Source organism: Deinococcus marmoris, from assembly GCF_001949125.1.
Classification (GTDB): domain Bacteria; phylum Deinococcota; class Deinococci; order Deinococcales; family Deinococcaceae; genus Deinococcus; species Deinococcus marmoris_A.
The window spans coordinates 34,344-49,640 of record NZ_MSTI01000093.1; the positions used below are offsets into that span (position 1 = coordinate 34,344).

General features: G+C 65.1%; 15 protein-coding genes and 1 tRNA gene. 8 read left to right on the forward strand and 8 right to left on the reverse strand.

The features are described from left to right. Nucleotides 1–4: 4 nt before the first annotated feature. From BOO71_RS14140 to BOO71_RS14150, 3 genes are all read right to left on the reverse strand, one after another. Entirely contained in the window at nucleotides 5–898 is an 894-nt protein-coding gene (locus BOO71_RS14140; RefSeq protein WP_075833473.1) for an NAD(P)-dependent oxidoreductase, read from the reverse strand. Then, nucleotides 898–1,785, reverse strand: a complete 888-nt coding sequence (locus BOO71_RS14145) for an SMP-30/gluconolactonase/LRE family protein (protein ID WP_075833475.1) — start codon at nucleotides 1,783–1,785, stop codon at nucleotides 898–900. The genes BOO71_RS14140 and BOO71_RS14145 overlap by 1 nt, the downstream gene beginning before the upstream one ends. A gap of 329 nt (nucleotides 1,786–2,114) precedes the next feature. Then, nucleotides 2,115–2,204 (reverse strand) — tRNA-Ser (locus BOO71_RS14150). 161 nt (nucleotides 2,205–2,365) lie between these two features. On the opposite strand from BOO71_RS14150, the gene plsY reads away from it, so the two are divergent. Both plsY and BOO71_RS14160 read left to right on the forward strand, forming a co-directional pair. Further along, nucleotides 2,366–2,971, forward strand: coding sequence for a glycerol-3-phosphate 1-O-acyltransferase PlsY (plsY, locus tag BOO71_RS14155; protein WP_139322956.1), 606 nt, complete (start codon nucleotides 2,366–2,368; stop codon nucleotides 2,969–2,971). A gap of 297 nt (nucleotides 2,972–3,268) precedes the next feature. Next, nucleotides 3,269–3,568: a hypothetical protein gene (locus BOO71_RS14160; protein WP_075833477.1), complete on the forward strand. Its 300-nt coding sequence runs from the start codon at nucleotides 3,269–3,271 to the stop codon at nucleotides 3,566–3,568. A gap of 210 nt (nucleotides 3,569–3,778) precedes the next feature. Here the strand turns inward: BOO71_RS14160 and BOO71_RS14165 are convergent, their stop codons facing one another. Both BOO71_RS14165 and BOO71_RS14170 read right to left on the reverse strand, forming a co-directional pair. Continuing rightward, nucleotides 3,779–4,468, reverse strand: coding sequence for a response regulator (locus BOO71_RS14165; RefSeq protein WP_075833579.1), 690 nt, complete (start codon nucleotides 4,466–4,468; stop codon nucleotides 3,779–3,781). 136 nt (nucleotides 4,469–4,604) lie between these two features. Beyond that, on the reverse strand, nucleotides 4,605–6,404 hold the full coding sequence (locus BOO71_RS14170; protein WP_075833479.1) for an ABC transporter substrate-binding protein: 1,800 nt from the start codon (nucleotides 6,402–6,404) through the stop codon (nucleotides 4,605–4,607). A gap of 384 nt (nucleotides 6,405–6,788) precedes the next feature. Between BOO71_RS14170 and hslO the strand changes: the two genes are divergently transcribed. After that, complete coding sequence (gene hslO / locus BOO71_RS14175; RefSeq protein WP_075833481.1) at nucleotides 6,789–7,700, forward strand: Hsp33 family molecular chaperone HslO; 912 nt, start codon at nucleotides 6,789–6,791, stop codon at nucleotides 7,698–7,700. A 45-nt stretch (nucleotides 7,701–7,745) separates the two neighbouring features. Here the strand turns inward: hslO and BOO71_RS14180 are convergent, their stop codons facing one another. After that, nucleotides 7,746–8,759, reverse strand: coding sequence for a nucleotidyltransferase domain-containing protein (locus BOO71_RS14180; RefSeq protein ID WP_075833483.1), 1,014 nt, complete (start codon nucleotides 8,757–8,759; stop codon nucleotides 7,746–7,748). Nucleotides 8,760–8,838: 79 nt separating this feature from the next. On the opposite strand from BOO71_RS14180, the gene BOO71_RS14185 reads away from it, so the two are divergent. Then, a complete protein-coding gene (locus tag BOO71_RS14185) occupies nucleotides 8,839–10,230 on the forward strand; it encodes a S1C family serine protease (protein ID WP_083653437.1) in 1,392 nt (463 codons plus the stop codon). Nucleotides 10,231–10,338: 108 nt separating this feature from the next. Here BOO71_RS14185 and tkt read toward each other — a convergent pair whose 3' ends face one another. Both tkt and BOO71_RS14195 read right to left on the reverse strand, forming a co-directional pair. Beyond that, nucleotides 10,339–12,330, reverse strand: a complete 1,992-nt coding sequence (gene tkt / locus BOO71_RS14190; protein WP_439823028.1) for a transketolase — start codon at nucleotides 12,328–12,330, stop codon at nucleotides 10,339–10,341. Between the two features lie 44 nt (nucleotides 12,331–12,374). Then, nucleotides 12,375–12,773, reverse strand: a complete 399-nt coding sequence (locus tag BOO71_RS14195; RefSeq protein ID WP_083653438.1) for a GntR family transcriptional regulator — start codon at nucleotides 12,771–12,773, stop codon at nucleotides 12,375–12,377. Between the two features lie 438 nt (nucleotides 12,774–13,211). Between BOO71_RS14195 and rpsP the strand changes: the two genes are divergently transcribed. From rpsP to trmD, 4 genes are all read left to right on the forward strand, one after another. Further along, nucleotides 13,212–13,460, forward strand: a complete 249-nt coding sequence (gene rpsP / locus BOO71_RS14200; RefSeq protein WP_029480322.1) for a 30S ribosomal protein S16 — start codon at nucleotides 13,212–13,214, stop codon at nucleotides 13,458–13,460. Nucleotides 13,461–13,609: 149 nt separating this feature from the next. Continuing rightward, on the forward strand, nucleotides 13,610–13,849 hold the full coding sequence (locus BOO71_RS14205; protein WP_075833489.1) for a KH domain-containing protein: 240 nt from the start codon (nucleotides 13,610–13,612) through the stop codon (nucleotides 13,847–13,849). 2 nt (nucleotides 13,850–13,851) lie between these two features. Then, nucleotides 13,852–14,439 (forward strand): ribosome maturation factor RimM, encoded by a 588-nt coding sequence (gene rimM / locus BOO71_RS14210; protein ID WP_083653439.1) that lies wholly within the window; start codon nucleotides 13,852–13,854, stop codon nucleotides 14,437–14,439. Between the two features lie 10 nt (nucleotides 14,440–14,449). Continuing rightward, nucleotides 14,450–15,262, forward strand: a complete 813-nt coding sequence (gene trmD, locus BOO71_RS14215; protein ID WP_075833491.1) for a tRNA (guanosine(37)-N1)-methyltransferase TrmD — start codon at nucleotides 14,450–14,452, stop codon at nucleotides 15,260–15,262. The last annotated feature ends 35 nt before the right edge of the window (nucleotides 15,263–15,297 follow it).

The following is a 15,297-nucleotide window of genomic DNA, read 5'->3' on the forward strand; positions in this document are numbered from 1 at the left end:
GAGGTCAGCCCTCCACCAGCAGCCCGCTCAGCGCCTCGATGTGCCGCACCAGAGCGCTGTGATCGTCCCCGGCCCGCGCGCCGCCGTCACCCGCCGCGTAATCGGCAAACAGGTCACGGGCGCGCGCCGTCAGGGGCATGACCGCGCCCAGTCCAGCAGCCACGTCCAGCGCGGCGTCCAGATCCTTGATCTGATTGGTCATGGTGCCGCCGGGTTCAAAGCGTCGTTCGATCATGCGCGCGCCGTGTTCGCTCAGAATCCGGCTCTGCGCGAAGCCGCCCAGAATCGCTTCCCGCACGCGGGCCGGGTCCGCGCCCCCTGCACGGGCCAGCGTCAGGCCCTCGGCCACCGCACCGATGGTCACGGCCACGATCATCTGATTGACCAGTTTCGCCAGTTGCCCGCTGCCGGACGGCCCGACATGCGTGACCTTGCCCAGCACGTCCAGCACGGGCCGGGCCTCGGCAATCCAGTCTTCTGGCCCCCCGGCCATGATCGCCAGTTCACCACGCTCTGCTCCGCCTGTGCCGCCGCTGACTGGGGCATCGAGAAACCGCCGCCCTTGACTCTGTGCCGCCGCCGCCAAGTCGCGGGCAATCGCCGGATGAATGCTGCTCATGTCCACGAACAGGGTTCCGGGCTGCGCGGCTTCAAAGACTCCATCTAGCAACACCTGCGAGACGACGGAGCCGTTGGGCAACATGGTCATCACCAGATCGGCGTGCTGGACAGCTTCGGCGGGCGTGGCAGCCACCGCCGCGCCCAGCTTTGCCAGGGCCTGCGGATTCTCGGGCGAGCGGTTAAAAACGGTCACGTCATGGCCCGCTTTAAGCAGATTTTCGGCCATCGGGCGGCCCATGAGTCCCGTGCCGATGACGGCCAGCTTCAGCAGAGGCATCAGAAGCGCGCCCCCCGCACCGAAACGGCGAGGCGGTACAGGCTGTCGCTGCCCGTGACGTACAGGAACGGTTCCAGGTGGCTGAAGGTCAGGTTGGTGATGGCCTCCGGCGCGGGCACCTCGCCCAGCTTGCGGCCATCCGGGGCAAACACCTGGAGGCCGCTGCCGCTGCTGCTCCAGAGGTGGCCGTGTTCGTCGGTGCGAATCCCGTCGGGCATCCCCGGCGAGACGACGGCGAAGACGCGGCCCTCGCCCACCCCATTGGCCGCCACCGGATAGGCGCGGATGTGGTGGTGGCCCACCAGATCGTGGGTGCGGCTGGTGTCGGTGACATACAGCGTGGCCTCGTCGGGGCTGAAGGCCAGACCGTTGGGCCACAGCATGTCGCTCACTTTCGCCTCCACCTCGCCCGTCTCGGGGTCCAGGCGGTAGACGCGGCACACGGGTTGCTCCTGCTGGCCGCCGTAGCCCTCGCGGGGCTGGATCAGGCCGTAAGGCGGGTCAGAGAACCACACGCCGCCGTCGCGGGCCACCACGACATCATTGGGGCTGTTCAGGCGTTTGCCCGCGTGGTGCGTGGCCACCGGCTGCCAGCTCTGCCCGGCGTCGTCTGAGCGCAGCACCGCGCGTTCGCCGTGTGAACAGGCGTATAGCCGCCCCCCCTCGTCACGGGTGTGCCCGTTGTGAAAATGCGAGGGCTGGAGCGCCGCGCTGGACCCGTCCTGCGGATGCCAGCGCAGCACGCGGTTGCCGGGAATATCGCTCCACAGCACCGCGCCATCCTCGAGGCAGACCGGCCCCTCGCCCCAGGTGGCCCCGTCAGCAAGTTTTTCCAGGACGGCGTCGGCGGGAATCAGGGCTTCCAGACCGGGGAATGGATGACTCATGAGCGTTCTTCTAGCACATTCTGGTTTTTTTGCTGCGCTTTGCGGCGAGCAGTCGGCGATCACAGGATGAGCCAGAACGCATGCCAGTTCAGCTCCACATCATCCCAGCCCTGGGCAGTCGCTTGCGCTCCCCCTCCCAGCCTCTCGCGGTGCGAACTGTACCCGTTCCCGAAAGACGAGGAGCCAAAGCCACCGTCTTTTATCGTCAGCATTACCTTATCCCCGTGGGGCTGATCCAGAAGGCTTCAGGCCCGGTCCTCCAGATCAAAGAAAACGCCCCGAACGGAGATTCTCCATTCAGGACGCTTCCTGGCTACATCTGCCCACTCTGGCGGAGCGAGAGGGATTCGAACCCTCGATAAGGTTGCCCCTATACACGCTTTCCAGGCGTGCTCCTTCAACCACTCGGACACCGCTCCAACAACGCCGCCCTCAATCTGACAGGCGCACAGCAGAGTAACGGGTAGGGGCAGGAAAATCAAACCCCGTCCACCTGAGCGTCCCGGCTGCCGCGCTCGGACCCGGTTCAATTTTCCGGCGGGTCACCCGGGCGGTGCTGGGGCCTACAATCGGAGACGTGATTGTGTCCACCCTTTTGCTCTCGCTCTCGGCGGCGCTGGTTTCGTACTTGATCGGCTCTGTTCCGGCGGCGTCGTGGCTGGCGCGTTCGCGCGGCGTGGACATCCGCAAGGTGGGCAGCGGCAACAGCGGGGCCACCAACGTGCTGCGCTCGCTGGGCAAGGGTCCGGCGCTGCTGGTGGCCGTCTTCGACATCCTGAAGGGCGCGCTGGCGGTCTGGCTGGCCCGCGCGCTGGGGCTGCCGCCAGAGTGGGTGGGCCTGTGCGGGGTGGCCGCCGTGATCGGCCACAACTTCAGCCCGTTCCTGGGGTTCCGGGGCGGCAAGGGCGCGGCCACCACCTTCGGCACCATTGCGGCCCTGGACCCGGTGGCCGGGCTGGGGGTGTTCGTGCTGGGCGTGGCGACCATGTGGCTGACCCGTTTCGTCAGCGCGGGCAGCATCCTGGGGGCTGTCACGGCGGGCATTCTGGTGGTGGCGCTGGGACGGCCCGTCTGGCTGATGCTCTCGGTCCTGTTCCTGGCCGCGCTACTGATCTGGCAACACCGCAGCAACATCGAGCGGCTGACGGCGGGCAAGGAATCGCGGATCGGCGAGAAAGTTCGCTGAATTGCGGGGGTGATACGGACTCCGATTGAATCGTTTGCAGAACGATGGAAATCCGAGCGGGAGGAGCAGCGTCCATACGGGCGTCTGTGGCGACGATAGCGAGAATGAGAAGAACGGGTTCCGGGCGTGGAGTTGGCAAACTGGCGCTTTCCCAGTTTGTAAGCGTTACAGACGGAATCCGTATGGGAGGCGCGGCTGCGCTATCCTGGGCGGGTCTTACAATCCACGCCCCACCCACCGGAGAATCCCGTTAGCGGAGAACCCCGTTAACAGAGACCCCGTCACCGGAGAACACGCATGCCCGTCAGGATCAGGATTTACGGCAAGGAAGCCAGCTTCTCGCAGGGCTGCTGGAATTGCGACGACGACAGTTTGCAGGCCATGTTGCAGGCCCTGGCCGACCCCCGCGCTCTCACCGAGGCGCAGGAACAGGAACACGCCCTGTATGCCGCCGGACGCTTCGGCGGCTTGATCGCCACGCCGCTGGGCTGGGAAGCCGCCCCCCACCCGGAAGCCGAGATCAAGCTGGAGGATTTCGCCCCCGGCCCCCGGCCAGAGCGCGCAGGCTGGCTCAGTTTTCTGCGAAAAAAGAAGTAGCGGGCGGATCACAGCGGCCCGCCCCTTCTCACCTGATACGGACTCCGATTAGAAGGTACTGAAACACCTGAAAATCCGAGCGGGACTCGCAGAGCTGCGACGCAGAGGAGCAGCGTCCTCCTGGGGAGGAGTAGCCCCATACGGGTGCTACCTCACGACGACAGTCTGTTCATGACGAGAGCGAGAAGGAGAAAAACGGGTTCCGGGCCTCTACAGCATCTTCGGATCGATCCAGCCGCGCTTGATGCCGTACAGCACCGCCTCCGTGCGGCTGCCCACGCCCAGCTTGGAAAAGATATTCGCCAGATGGACCTGCACCGTGCGCGGGCTGATGTCCAGATCGCGGGCAATTTCCTTGTTGGTGCGCCCGGTGGCGGCCACCCTCAGCACTTCCAGTTCGCGTGGGCTGAGGCTGTCCTCGGGCGGGGTGGGCTGGGCGGCGGCGCTGAAGCGTTCCAGCACCTTGCGGGCCACGCTGGGGTGCAAAGCACTTTCCCCGGCAGCCACCGCCCGCACCGCGCCCAGCAGATCGTCCTCACTGGTGTTCTTGAGCAGGTAACCCGCCGCCCCGGCTTCCAGCAACGCAAACACGTAGGCGTCGTCGTCGTAACTGGTCAGCACCAGCACGCCTATGCGCGGCTGCTCGGCTTTAATGGCGCGGGTGGCCTCGATGCCGTTCATGCCGGGCATCGACACGTCCATCAGGATCACGTCGGGCTTTAACGCGCGGGCCTGGGCAATGGCTTCCTCGCCGCTGGCAGCTTCTCCGGCCACATACAGGTCATCCTCGCCCTCCAGCAGTTCGCGGGTGCCCTTGCGGACCACCGGATGATCGTCTACCAGCAACAGGGAGATACGGCGCGGAGAAACGGATTCGGAGTCGTGGAGGGCGTCAGGCATGGGCGCAGAATACGCGGCCCGGCCCACGGAAAGGGGCCACCCCCCATTCAGGAAGTGGCTCCACTGTTTGCAACTCGGGTTGAAACTCAGGAGGTCCGGCGTTGGGTTTCCACCAACGTTCAAGCATCAACGGTCTTCAGCTCTTGCTCAGGTCCTTCCAGTACGTCCCGGTGGTGAACGAGAGCATCGGGTTGAAGGTCTCCAGGCTGATGCCCTTCAGATTGTCACGGTAGGCCAGCACGCCCGGCTGATTGGGCATGTTGATGTACCACGCCTGATCGATGGCCCGCTTGGCGATATCGGCGTACAGCACGTTGCGCTTATCAGTATCGGTGATGCTGCGCGCCTCGCCGATCCAGGTGTCGATCTGCTCGTCCTTGGCGTTGATCCGTGGGTTGTAGTAGCCCTTGGAATCGTAGAAGGTGTAGACGAAGTTGTCCGCGTCGGCGTAGTCGGGTGCCCAGCCGGTCATGACCATCGCCTCGCTGCCCTGGTTGCTGCCCTTGATGATCTGGCTCCATTCCTTGGCCACGATATTCACGCGGAATTTGGGATTGATGGTTTCGATGTTTTTCTTCAGAATCTCCATGCCGGTCTGGGCGGCAGCGGCACCTGCGCGGTAGGACACGTTCACGGTAAAGCCCTTGCTCCACACCTGACCGTCCCAGGCTTTCTTGAAGTACTCGGTGGCCGCGTCGATGTCGTAGGCGGCGGCTTCGATGGACGGGTCATAGCCGGGGAAAGTCTCGGGCAACAGGAAGTTCAGGGCCTCGCCCTTGCCCTTCTGCACGTCCTCGATGTACTGCGGGGTGTTGAACGCCGCCACGAAGCCCCGGCGCACGTCGGCGTCGGAGAAGAAGTTGGCGGGGATGCCCTGGCCGTCCAGCTTGCCGCTGCCGATGGCCCCCTTGCCGCTGATCTTCTGGTTCATGCTGATGCCAAAAGCGCTGGTGCTGGGCAGGTCGTCCAGAATGGCGATGCCGGGCTTGTCCGTGAGCTGCGCCTCGATGATCGAACGTCCACCCGTTTCGACGATGTCGGCGTCGCCCTTCTCGAAAGCCTGGAGGCGCGCGGCCTGCTCGGGAATCTTCTGGAGGATCACGTCCTTGATGCTGGGTTTCTGGCCCCAATAGTCGGGGAAAGCGGTGGCGGTCACGGCGGTGGCCGTCTTGTCCAGCAGCTTGTACGCACCCGTGCCGCTGGGGTCCTGAGACAGTGGGCTGCCCGTGATGTCCTTGCCCACGGCGGCCTTCCATGTGGCCTCGGTGCCGTCCCACTCGCCGATCTTCTTGGCATGTTCGCTGTCCACGATGCCCTGACCGATATAGGCCAGCTTGGCCAGGAAGGCAGGATCGGCCTTGGGCAGCTTGAACACCAGCGTCTGACCGTCGCACTTCACGGCGTCGGTGATCTTGGCCCAGGTCACGCCTTTGTCATCGTTGGCGTTGCTCTGGGTGCCCAGCAGGCTTTCGGACAGGAACCAGTTGCCGCTGTCGCTGGTGTTGGTCACCAGATTGCGGCGGAAGGTGTACTCGGCGTCCTTGCACTCGAAGGGGTTGCCGGTATGGAACTTGACGCCGTCACGCAGGGTGAACCGGTATCCGGTGCCCCCATTGTCCTCCTGCCACTCGGTGGCCAGTAGCGGCTTGAGTTCGGACAGGCTGTTGCCCTTGTAGGTCACCAGGGTCTCGTACAGGTTTTCCACCACCTGACCGCTAGCGGTGTCGTAGGTGGTGCCGGGGTCTAGCGTGGGAACATCGGCAGATTCCTGAATCACCAGGACGCCGGTAGGCTCCACGCTGCTGGAGCTGTCGCTCGTCGTGTCCGTAGTCGCGGTGCTGGCCGTGTCGTTCTTGCAGGCCGCCAGACTCAGGGTCAGGGTGGTCAGGGCAATGGCGCTCAGCGCTCTCCTGCTGGATGGTTTGAGAAGGGTCATGGGGTCACTCCTTGAGGGTGGGTTGAGAGGGGATTGATTGATGGGGGTGAAGTAGTGGGTGAAATCTGAAATCTCATTGGTCAGATCTGTTTGGTCTGATCTCAGCGGTCAAAGAGAAAGAAGACATTGCTGAAACGGTGTGTCAGAGGCAGATTCTTCAGCAGGTCAGCTTAGAGAGCGCCCGTGAGAGTGAATTAGGAAGATTACTAAGATTCTCTCCAGACGACAATCGGCCCGTCAGGTGTATAGCGCCGACCTTGAAATAAAAGCGCCGCACGAGATGTCCGTTCCATCGCTCCAGACGGTCCTTTCAGCCCATCTGCCCGGCCCACAATGAAAGACCTCCCACAGCCGCAGTTGAGCGCCTTCGTGTAAGATTTCCTAATGACTGCATCTTCTATTTCCGACTCTTTCCTGCTGCGCGGCACGGCGGCAGGCAACACGCTGCGGCTGGTGGGCATGGAATCCACCCGCATCGTGGAAGACGCCCGGCTGCGCCACCACCTGAGCAAAACCGCCACCGCCGCGCTGGGGCGCACGCTGACCGCCTCGGCGCTGCTGGCCGTGGTGCTGGGCAAAAGGGGCGACAGCCGCGTGACCGTGCGCGTGGAGGGCGGCGGCCCGGTGGGCTGGATCGTCGCCGAGGGCAGTGCCGACGGCCAGATTCGCGGCTACGTGCGCCAGCCGGACGCGGACCTGCCCCTGCGCGAGTCCGACGGCAAGCTGGACGTGAGCGGCATCGTGGGCAGCACCGGCGAACTGGCGGTGACGCGCCTGCTGGACAACGGCGAGCCGTATACCGGCAGCATCGAACTGGTCAGCGGCGAGATCGCCGAGGACATCAGCAGCTATCTGGGCGTCTCCGAGCAGATTCCGAACGCCGTGCTGCTGGGCGTCTACGAGGAAGGCGGGCGGGTGGCCCACGCGGGCGGCCTGCTGGTTCAGGCCATGCCCGGGGTGTCGGATGAAACGCTGGCCCATCTGGAGGCCAACATCCGCGCGCTGGGCCAGATCACCGACGGGCTACGCCGGGGCGGCATTCTGGATGTGATGAACCGCGTGACCGAGGGTCTGGGCCTGACGCTGGCCCCCGGCGCGCAGGCCGCCCGTTTCGGGTGCCGTTGCTCGCGCCAGAAGGCCGAGGACAGCCTGAAGTTCTTTAATGCCGAGGAACGCCAGGACATGATGGACACCGGCGGCCAGGAAGTCGTGTGCCACTGGTGCGGCGAGAAGTACCACATCACGCCAGGGGAAATCGCCGCGCTGGACGCCACGGTGGAGCGGGCGCGGGCGTAGAGGACCGTCCTCAAACAACCCTTCTCCCCTGCGGAGAGGGGTTTTCTAGTGCAGGCGTTCCAGCCATTCATGCTCCGGGTCAAGCAGCTCCAGCGCACCCCGGAGCCACTTCAGCGCCTGCCCATCCAGCGTGGGGCGCACCCGCTCGAAATCCCGCGCGTCCTTGCCACGCACCTTCCGGTCTGTGGCGGCGGCCTTGAACAGTAGCGCCGCCTGCGGGGCCAGATACGGCCATCCGTCAGGGGAACACAGCCGCGCCTGCTCCAGCGGCAGCGTCACGCGCGGGTCACGGCGGTAGTGCCACAGCCCAGCGCTCAGATCAGTCAGCAGAAGATCCAGCATCAGCACGTCGGGCAGGGCAGGGTGGCGGGCGTGAATCTGGTGGAGCGGTGGTTCCAGTGGGGCGGTCCAGGGCTGATACATGCCTTCATCCGGGGCATCCAGTTTCCAGTCCGAGAACAGTTCCAGAAGCTGGGGCTGGGCGTCGCGTGCCACCGCCACGTCCAGATCGTCGTGGGGGCGGGTGATCCGGTTCAGATGCAGGTCCAGCGCGACGCCCCCGGCGAACATCCACGGGGCGTCCAGTGGGGTCAGAAGTTGCGCCGCGAACTGTGCGGGAGCAAAGCCCACGATGCGGGCATGGTGGGCGGTGGCTCCGGCTTTCAGTGCCTCGTCTGCCCTCTGCCGTCCCTCTGCGAGAAAGACCTGACGGTAGCGGCTCGCGGCGTCCGAATCTTCCAGCAACAACGCCCGCAACGCCTGTTGTTCCGCTCTCCAGCCGCTGCTGTGATCGGGCAGCACCAGCCGCCAGCCTGCGGGGTGCAGATAGGATTCACCCTCTGGAACATAGCCGAGAGTCAGTAATGTGCTGCGTTGCTCCTCGCTGGGCCGCTCGGGCAGCAGGTCCAGATGAAGTTCGGGAAGGTCCAGCCCAGACAGTGCGGGCACGCTGCCCGGCCCACCGATCTGGACGTGAAAAACGCCTTCCTGCCGTCCACCTTCCAGATAATCGCCCAGCGCGTTTCTCAGCTCATGGATGGCCGCATTCAGGTCAGGCATCCTGCAAGGAAAGCATGGGTGAAGCCCTTGCCGCATCCGCTCTTATGCTGAGCGCACCCCAACTGGGGATACTGACCCCATGAACGCTAAAGCAACCGCAACGGCCCTGCTGCTGGGTGGCCTCGCCGTGGGACTGGCCGGGTGCGACACCGGATCACGGCAGACCACTACCCAGACGACAACCCAGACCGCCACGGCGCAGGCCGAATCGGCCCAGACTGGTGCAGCACAGACCGGGACAACACAGACAACCTCGGCCAATTCAACAGACAACCCAGTCGCCTCCTCTGCCACGGGTAATGCAGGCGACAGTGCCGCCCCCGACGCGCTGGGGCTGAAGGCGGGCGCGCGGTTGCAATACGAGGAGAACACCATCGACGTGGTGCAGCGTTTCGAGCCGGGACTGGTCTACATCAGCACCGAGCAGCAGGTGGCGGCGCAGGACCCCTTCGGCATGATGGGCGGCGGCGGCTCGCAGGTGCAGCAGGGCGTGGGCAGCGGCTTTTTCGTCAACGATGCCGGGGACATCCTGACCAACTTCCACGTCGTGGCGGGCGAGGGCGGCGGCAGCGGCGGGGCCAGCAAGATCAGCATCCGGGTGATGAATCAGGACAAGACGGTGGCGGCGAAGGTGATCGGCTACGCGCCGCAGTACGATCTGGCCCTGATCCGCGCCGAGGGGCTGGACAAATCGCTGATCCGGCCCATTCCGCTGGGCAACAGCGACAGCCTGAAGGTGGGCCAGAAAGCCATTGCGATGGGCGCACCCTTCGGCCTGGATTTCAGCGTGTCGCAGGGCATCGTGAGCAGCATTGCGCGCCAGATTCCCATCGGTTTCTCGGGCGGCGGCGAGGGCATCACGCAAAAGGCCATCCAGACCGACGCGGCCATCAACCCCGGCAATTCCGGCGGGCCGCTGCTGAACAGCGCGGGCGAGGTGATCGGCATCAACACCCAGATTCTCTCGCCCAGCGGCCAAGCAAACGGTGTGGGCCAGAGCGCGGGCGTGGGCTTTGCCATTCCCATCAACGCGGCAAAGAATCTGTTGCCGCGCCTGCAAGCGGCGAAGGGCGGCATGGTCACCCTGCCGCGCATCGGGATCAGCGTGGGACTGGTGGTGCAGGGGCAGCGGGGGCAGATGGCCGTGGGTCTGGGCGCGCTGACCAGCCAGGGCAAACAGCAACTGAAACTGCCCGACACGGGACTGGTGGTGGGTCAGGTCCAGCCTGGAACGCCCGCTGCCGCCGCTGGGCTAAAAGGCGGCACCCGTACCCAGGAGTTCCGGGGCGGCGTGATCAGCCTGGGCGGCGACGTGATCGTGGCCGCCGATGGCCAGCCGGTAGACGCGCTGGAAGACCTGCAAGCCGCACTGATCAACAAGAAGCAGGGCGACACCGTGGACCTGACCGTGCTGCGCGGAGGCCAGAAGCAGGACGTGACGGTCACGCTGGACGCCTCGGCGTTTCAGTAAGCGTTGACCGCGCCGTGAATAGCAGCCCCTAACTGACAACCCCCTCCCACCTCATGGAGAGGCTGGAAGGGGGCAGGGATCAGGATGGTCCGAAACCGAAACTAACGGTCAGAGAATGCTCTTGACCACCTTCACCACGTTCTCCACGCTGAAGCCGAACTTCTCGAACAGGATTTCGGCAGGGGCGCTGGCCCCGAAGGTGTCCATGCCGATGACCGCACCTTCCAGACCCACCCACTCGTACCAGGGGGATTTGCTGGCGGCCTCGATGGCGACGCGTTTTACACCGGGGATCAGCACGCTGTCGCGGTAGCCCCTGTCCTGCTCGCGGAAGACTTCCATGCAGGGCATCGAGACGACGCGGGCGGCGGTGCCTGCCTTACCCAGCGCCTCGGCGGCGTCCAAAGCCAGCCCGACTTCCGAGCCGCTGGCCACCAGGATCACGGCAGGATTCTCGGCGTCCTGCAAGACGTATGCGCCCTTCTTGACGCCCTCGGGGTTGCGGGGCAGGATGCGCAGGTCCTGGCGGGACAGGGCCAGTGCCGTGGGGCCTTTCTCGTATTCCAGGGCCATCTGCCAGGCGGTGGCCGTTTCGTTGGCGTCGGCGGGACGGATGACGTGTGCCCCCGGAACGGCGCGCAACATGGCCAGTTGGTCAATCGGCTGGTGCGTGGGGCCGTCCTCGCCCAGGCCGATGCTGTCGTGGGTCAGCACGTAGGTCACGGGCTGCATCTGGATGGCGCTCAGGCGGAAGGCGGGTTTAAGGTAATCGGCAAAGACCATGAAGGTGCCCACCAGCGGGCGAATGCCGCCGTACAGGCTCAGGCCGTTGGCGGCGGCGGCCATGCCGAACTCGCGCACGCCGAAGTAGACGTTGCGCCCGGCGTAGTGGTCCGGGTTAAAGACCTCGGTGTCCTTGATGGTGGTCTTGGTGCTGCCCGACAGATCCGCGCTGCCGCCCATCAGGCCCGGCACGACGGCAGCCAGCGCGTTGATCGCCTCGCCGCTGGCGTTGCGCGTCGCCATCGCCTTGCTGCCCACCTCATATTTGGGCAGGCTGTCGTCCAGATTGGCCGGGAGTTCGCGGGCCAGCAGCGCATCCACTTGTTTGCCCAGATCGGGATGCGCAGCGCGGTAGCTGTCCATCAATTCCTGCCACTCTTTTTCCTGCTTCGCGCCGCGCTCTTTGGCGTCCATATGCTCGGCCACGCCGTCCGGCACGGTGAAGGCAGGGTAGTCCCAGCCCAGCGCGGCCTTGGTGGCAGCCACACCATCTGCCCCCAGCGGTTCGCCGTGCGCCTTGCTGGTGCCGGCGCGCGGGCTGCCGAAGCCGATGATGGTCCGCACCTGAATCAGCGTGGGCTGAGAGGTGTTGTTGCGCGCGTTGATGATGGCAGCGCGGATTTCCTCCAGATTGTTGCCGTCCTCCACCTTCAGCACTTCCCAGCCGTAGGCGCGGTACCGCTCGGCGGTGTCCTCGGATTCGGCCTTGTCGGTGATGGTATCCAGTTGCACGTGGTTGTCGTCGTGGAACCAGATCAGCTTGCCCAGCTTGAGGTGCCCGGCCAGCGCGGCGGACTCGTGGTTGACGCCTTCCTGCAAGTCGCCGTCGCCCATCACCGAGTAGGTGTAGTTGTCGAAGATCTCAAATCCGTCGCGGTTGTACTGCGCGGCCAGATGGCGCTCGGCCATCGCCATACCCACCGTCATCGCCGCGCCCTGACCCAGCGGCCCGGTGGTGGCGTCCAGCCCCGGCGTGTGGAAGAACTCGGGGTGGCCTGGGGTTTTGCTGCCCCACTGGCGGAAGTTTTTCAGCTCCTGGAGCGGCATGTCGTAGCCCGTCAGGTGCAGCAGGCTGTAGATCAGCATGCTGGCGTGGCCCGCCGACAGCACGAAGCGGTCCCGGCCCGGCCAGTGCGGGTTGCCGGGGTTGTGGCGCAGGAAGTCCTGCCAGATCACGTAGCCCATCGGGGCCATGCCCAGCGGCGCGCCCGGATGCCCGCTGTTGGCGGCCTGCACGCCGTCGATGGCCAGGGTGCGAATGGTGTTGATGCTGAGCTGTTCGAGACCCGCTTCAGTGGCTTGTGTCATGGGCCTCATCCTACTCTGCCCGGTGATTGTGTACCACATACACTTATAGACGGTTAACCTGTCAGCTCTTCATCGACAGCGGCTCTCAGCTCCGCGTCGCTGATTCCGGCAGCCCTCAATTCCCGCACCCGCCGCCGCAACTCCAGCAGTCCACTCTGTTGCCCTGCCGTGCTGTCGGCCCGCACGTGCGTTCCCGCTCCGGCACGGTTCTCGGTCAGGCCGTCGTCTTGCAGCAGGGCATAGGTTTTTGCCACGGTATTCGGGGCCAGCCCCAGCGCCGAGGCCAGCGCACGCACGGCGGGCAGAGACGCACCGGGTTCCAGAACGCCGTCACCTATGGCCGCCGTCAGCGCCTGTCGAAGCTGGAGATAGACAGGCAACTCCCCCTCTGCCTTCACCTGGGAGGCCAGCCGGGTCAGCAGTTCGGCGTGTCGGTGGGGCGTATCGCTCATGGGCGCACCATCGGGCCAGGGCGGGGGCAGTGTCAAGCGGGGCACAAGAGGCGGGACGGGGAGCCTCGGGTGCATCCCGCTGAAATGGGATGACTGCTGGGGTCATTCTGTTTGATCGTGTCCACCACGTTTTTTGTCTCCTGTCTCCGTGACATGACTTTTTTGATGGCCCGAGAGATCACCTAGAGAAACGCATCTCAGTCGGCTTCCCCTGTCCTGCCCTAACTCCAGCCCTTCGCTGCCCCATCTGAGCGGGATGCACCAAGGCAGCTTCGCGCCCCTTGCCTCCCCGCCTCCAGCTCTGATACTCTTCTTCGGTGCGCGGCCCGGTTGGCTGCTGTCGGCCCGTATGATCCCCGCCATCCTTGCGGGTCCATTACCCTAAAACCCAATAGTTTCAAAATCACGCGTCCAGACGCACCCCAGAGGTTTCCCAGCATGGTTAAAATTCGCCTGTCCCGCTTCGGTTCCACCCACAACCCCCACTACCGCATCGTCGTGACCGACAGCCGCGTCGCCCGTGACGGTGGCTACATCGAGAACATCGGTCACTATGACCCCCGCAAGACCTCCGAGACGTACCTGAAGGTCAACAACGAGCGCGCCCAGTACTGGATCGGCGTCGGCGCACAGCCCACCGATACCGCCCGCCGCCTGCTGAAGTCGCAGGGCGTCAAGTTTTCCTGAGCGTTTAAAGACAACAAGAGGCTCCTGCGGGGGCCTTTTTTGTTGCTCTTCTGAATCTTTCCAGCAGTCAGCAGACCACACGGGACTACCAACCTTTGCCCCCACCGCTGTCAGCCTCCCGTCACGCCCGGCCCCGTAGAATGCAGGCCATGAAAAGCGATCCGACTGACCTGACCCTGTTCCTGGCGCAAAGCGTGGTGGATCAGCCGTCGCTGGTGCGCGTGGCCAAGCGCGGCCCCACCGTGATGGTGCGCGTGGCCCCCGGCGAGGAAGGCCGATTGATCGGACGACAGGGCCGCGTGATCCAGGCCATCCGCACGCTGGTGCGCGCCGCCAGTGATCCCCGCGAGCGCGTGAACGTCGATCTGGACGCCCCGCGCAAGGGTTGAGCGTGCCAGAGACAAGCGCGGCCACAACGAACACGGCGGCGGGCACCGAAATCACGCGCCTGGGCTACTTCCTGGGACCGCACGGCGTTCAGGGCGGGGCCAAAGTGTACGTGCTGGGCGACGCCGCACAGTTCAAGGCGCTCAAGCGTGTGTACGTGGAGGGGCGCGGGTGGCTCAAGGTGATGCGGACCACGCCCCTGGCCCCCGGCGTGGCCCTGCAACTGGCGAGCCTGTCCTCCCGTGAGGGGGCCGAGACGCTGCGCGGCCTGAACGTCTACGCCGCCGACGACGAATTGCCCACCCCCGAAGACGGCGTGTACTACTTCCACGAGTTGCGCGGCCTGACCCTCAGCGACGCGGAAGGCGTGGAAGTAGGAACCGTGAAAGATGTACTGGACGCCGGGCATCAGGATCTGCTGGTGGTCACGCATGAGGGTGGGGAGGCGCTGATTCCGCTGCAAGCGCCGTATGTCACGGTGAATCTGACAGCCAAGTTGCGGCCCAAATCGCTGTCGCTGACTGTCGATGCGCCGGAGGGACTGCTGGGCGATCTGGACGAAATGGACGAGCCAGAGCAGGACGACGCTTGAGCTATCCACCATGCTGACCTTCTCCTTCCTGACTCTATTTCCCGAATTGCTGGCCCCTTTCGCTGGCGAGGCGATCATCGGCAAGGCCAGGGACCGTGGGCTGCTGGATGTGAAGCTGGTGCAACTGCGAGATTTCGCGGACGACAAGCATATGAAAGTGGACGACACGCCCTACGGCGGCGGCGCGGGCATGGTGATCCGGGTGGACGTGGCCGAGCGCGCACTTGCCAGCCTGTCCCCGGCGGACGAGGTGATCCTGCTGACCCCGGCGGGCCAGCCGTTCACGCAGGCGGTGGCCGAGGAACTGGCGCAAAAGAGCCATCTCGCCTTCCTGTGCGGGCGCTACGAGGGCTTCGATGCCCGCACCGAGGGGCTGGTCACGCGCGAACTGAGCATCGGCGACTTCGTGATGATGGGCGGCGAGGCGGCGGCAGCGTGTGTGCTGGAGGCGGTGGCCCGGTTGCTCCCTGGCGTGATCGGCGACCCGGATTCCCACCGCGCCGACAGCTTCAGCAGCGGCCTGCTGGATTACCCCGAATACACCCGGCCTCCCGAATGGCGCGGCCAGAGCGTGCCGGAAGTGCTGCGCGGCGGCAACCACGGCGCGGTGGCCCTGTGGCGGCGCAGGCAGGCGCTGGAACGGACGCTGGCCCGCCGCCCCGATCTGCTGTCGGGTGCGGAATTGACACCGCAGGACAGCGCCACTTTGCTGGAACTGGGCGTCACGGCGCAGCAGTTGCAGGGCTGGAATGCGCCGCCGCCGCCCCGCCCCAAACGGGCACGGCGCAGGAAAAACATTGATGCAAACGAACAATCTGAATGAAATCCAGGCGTTTTTCACCTTTTTATTGTGGGTTC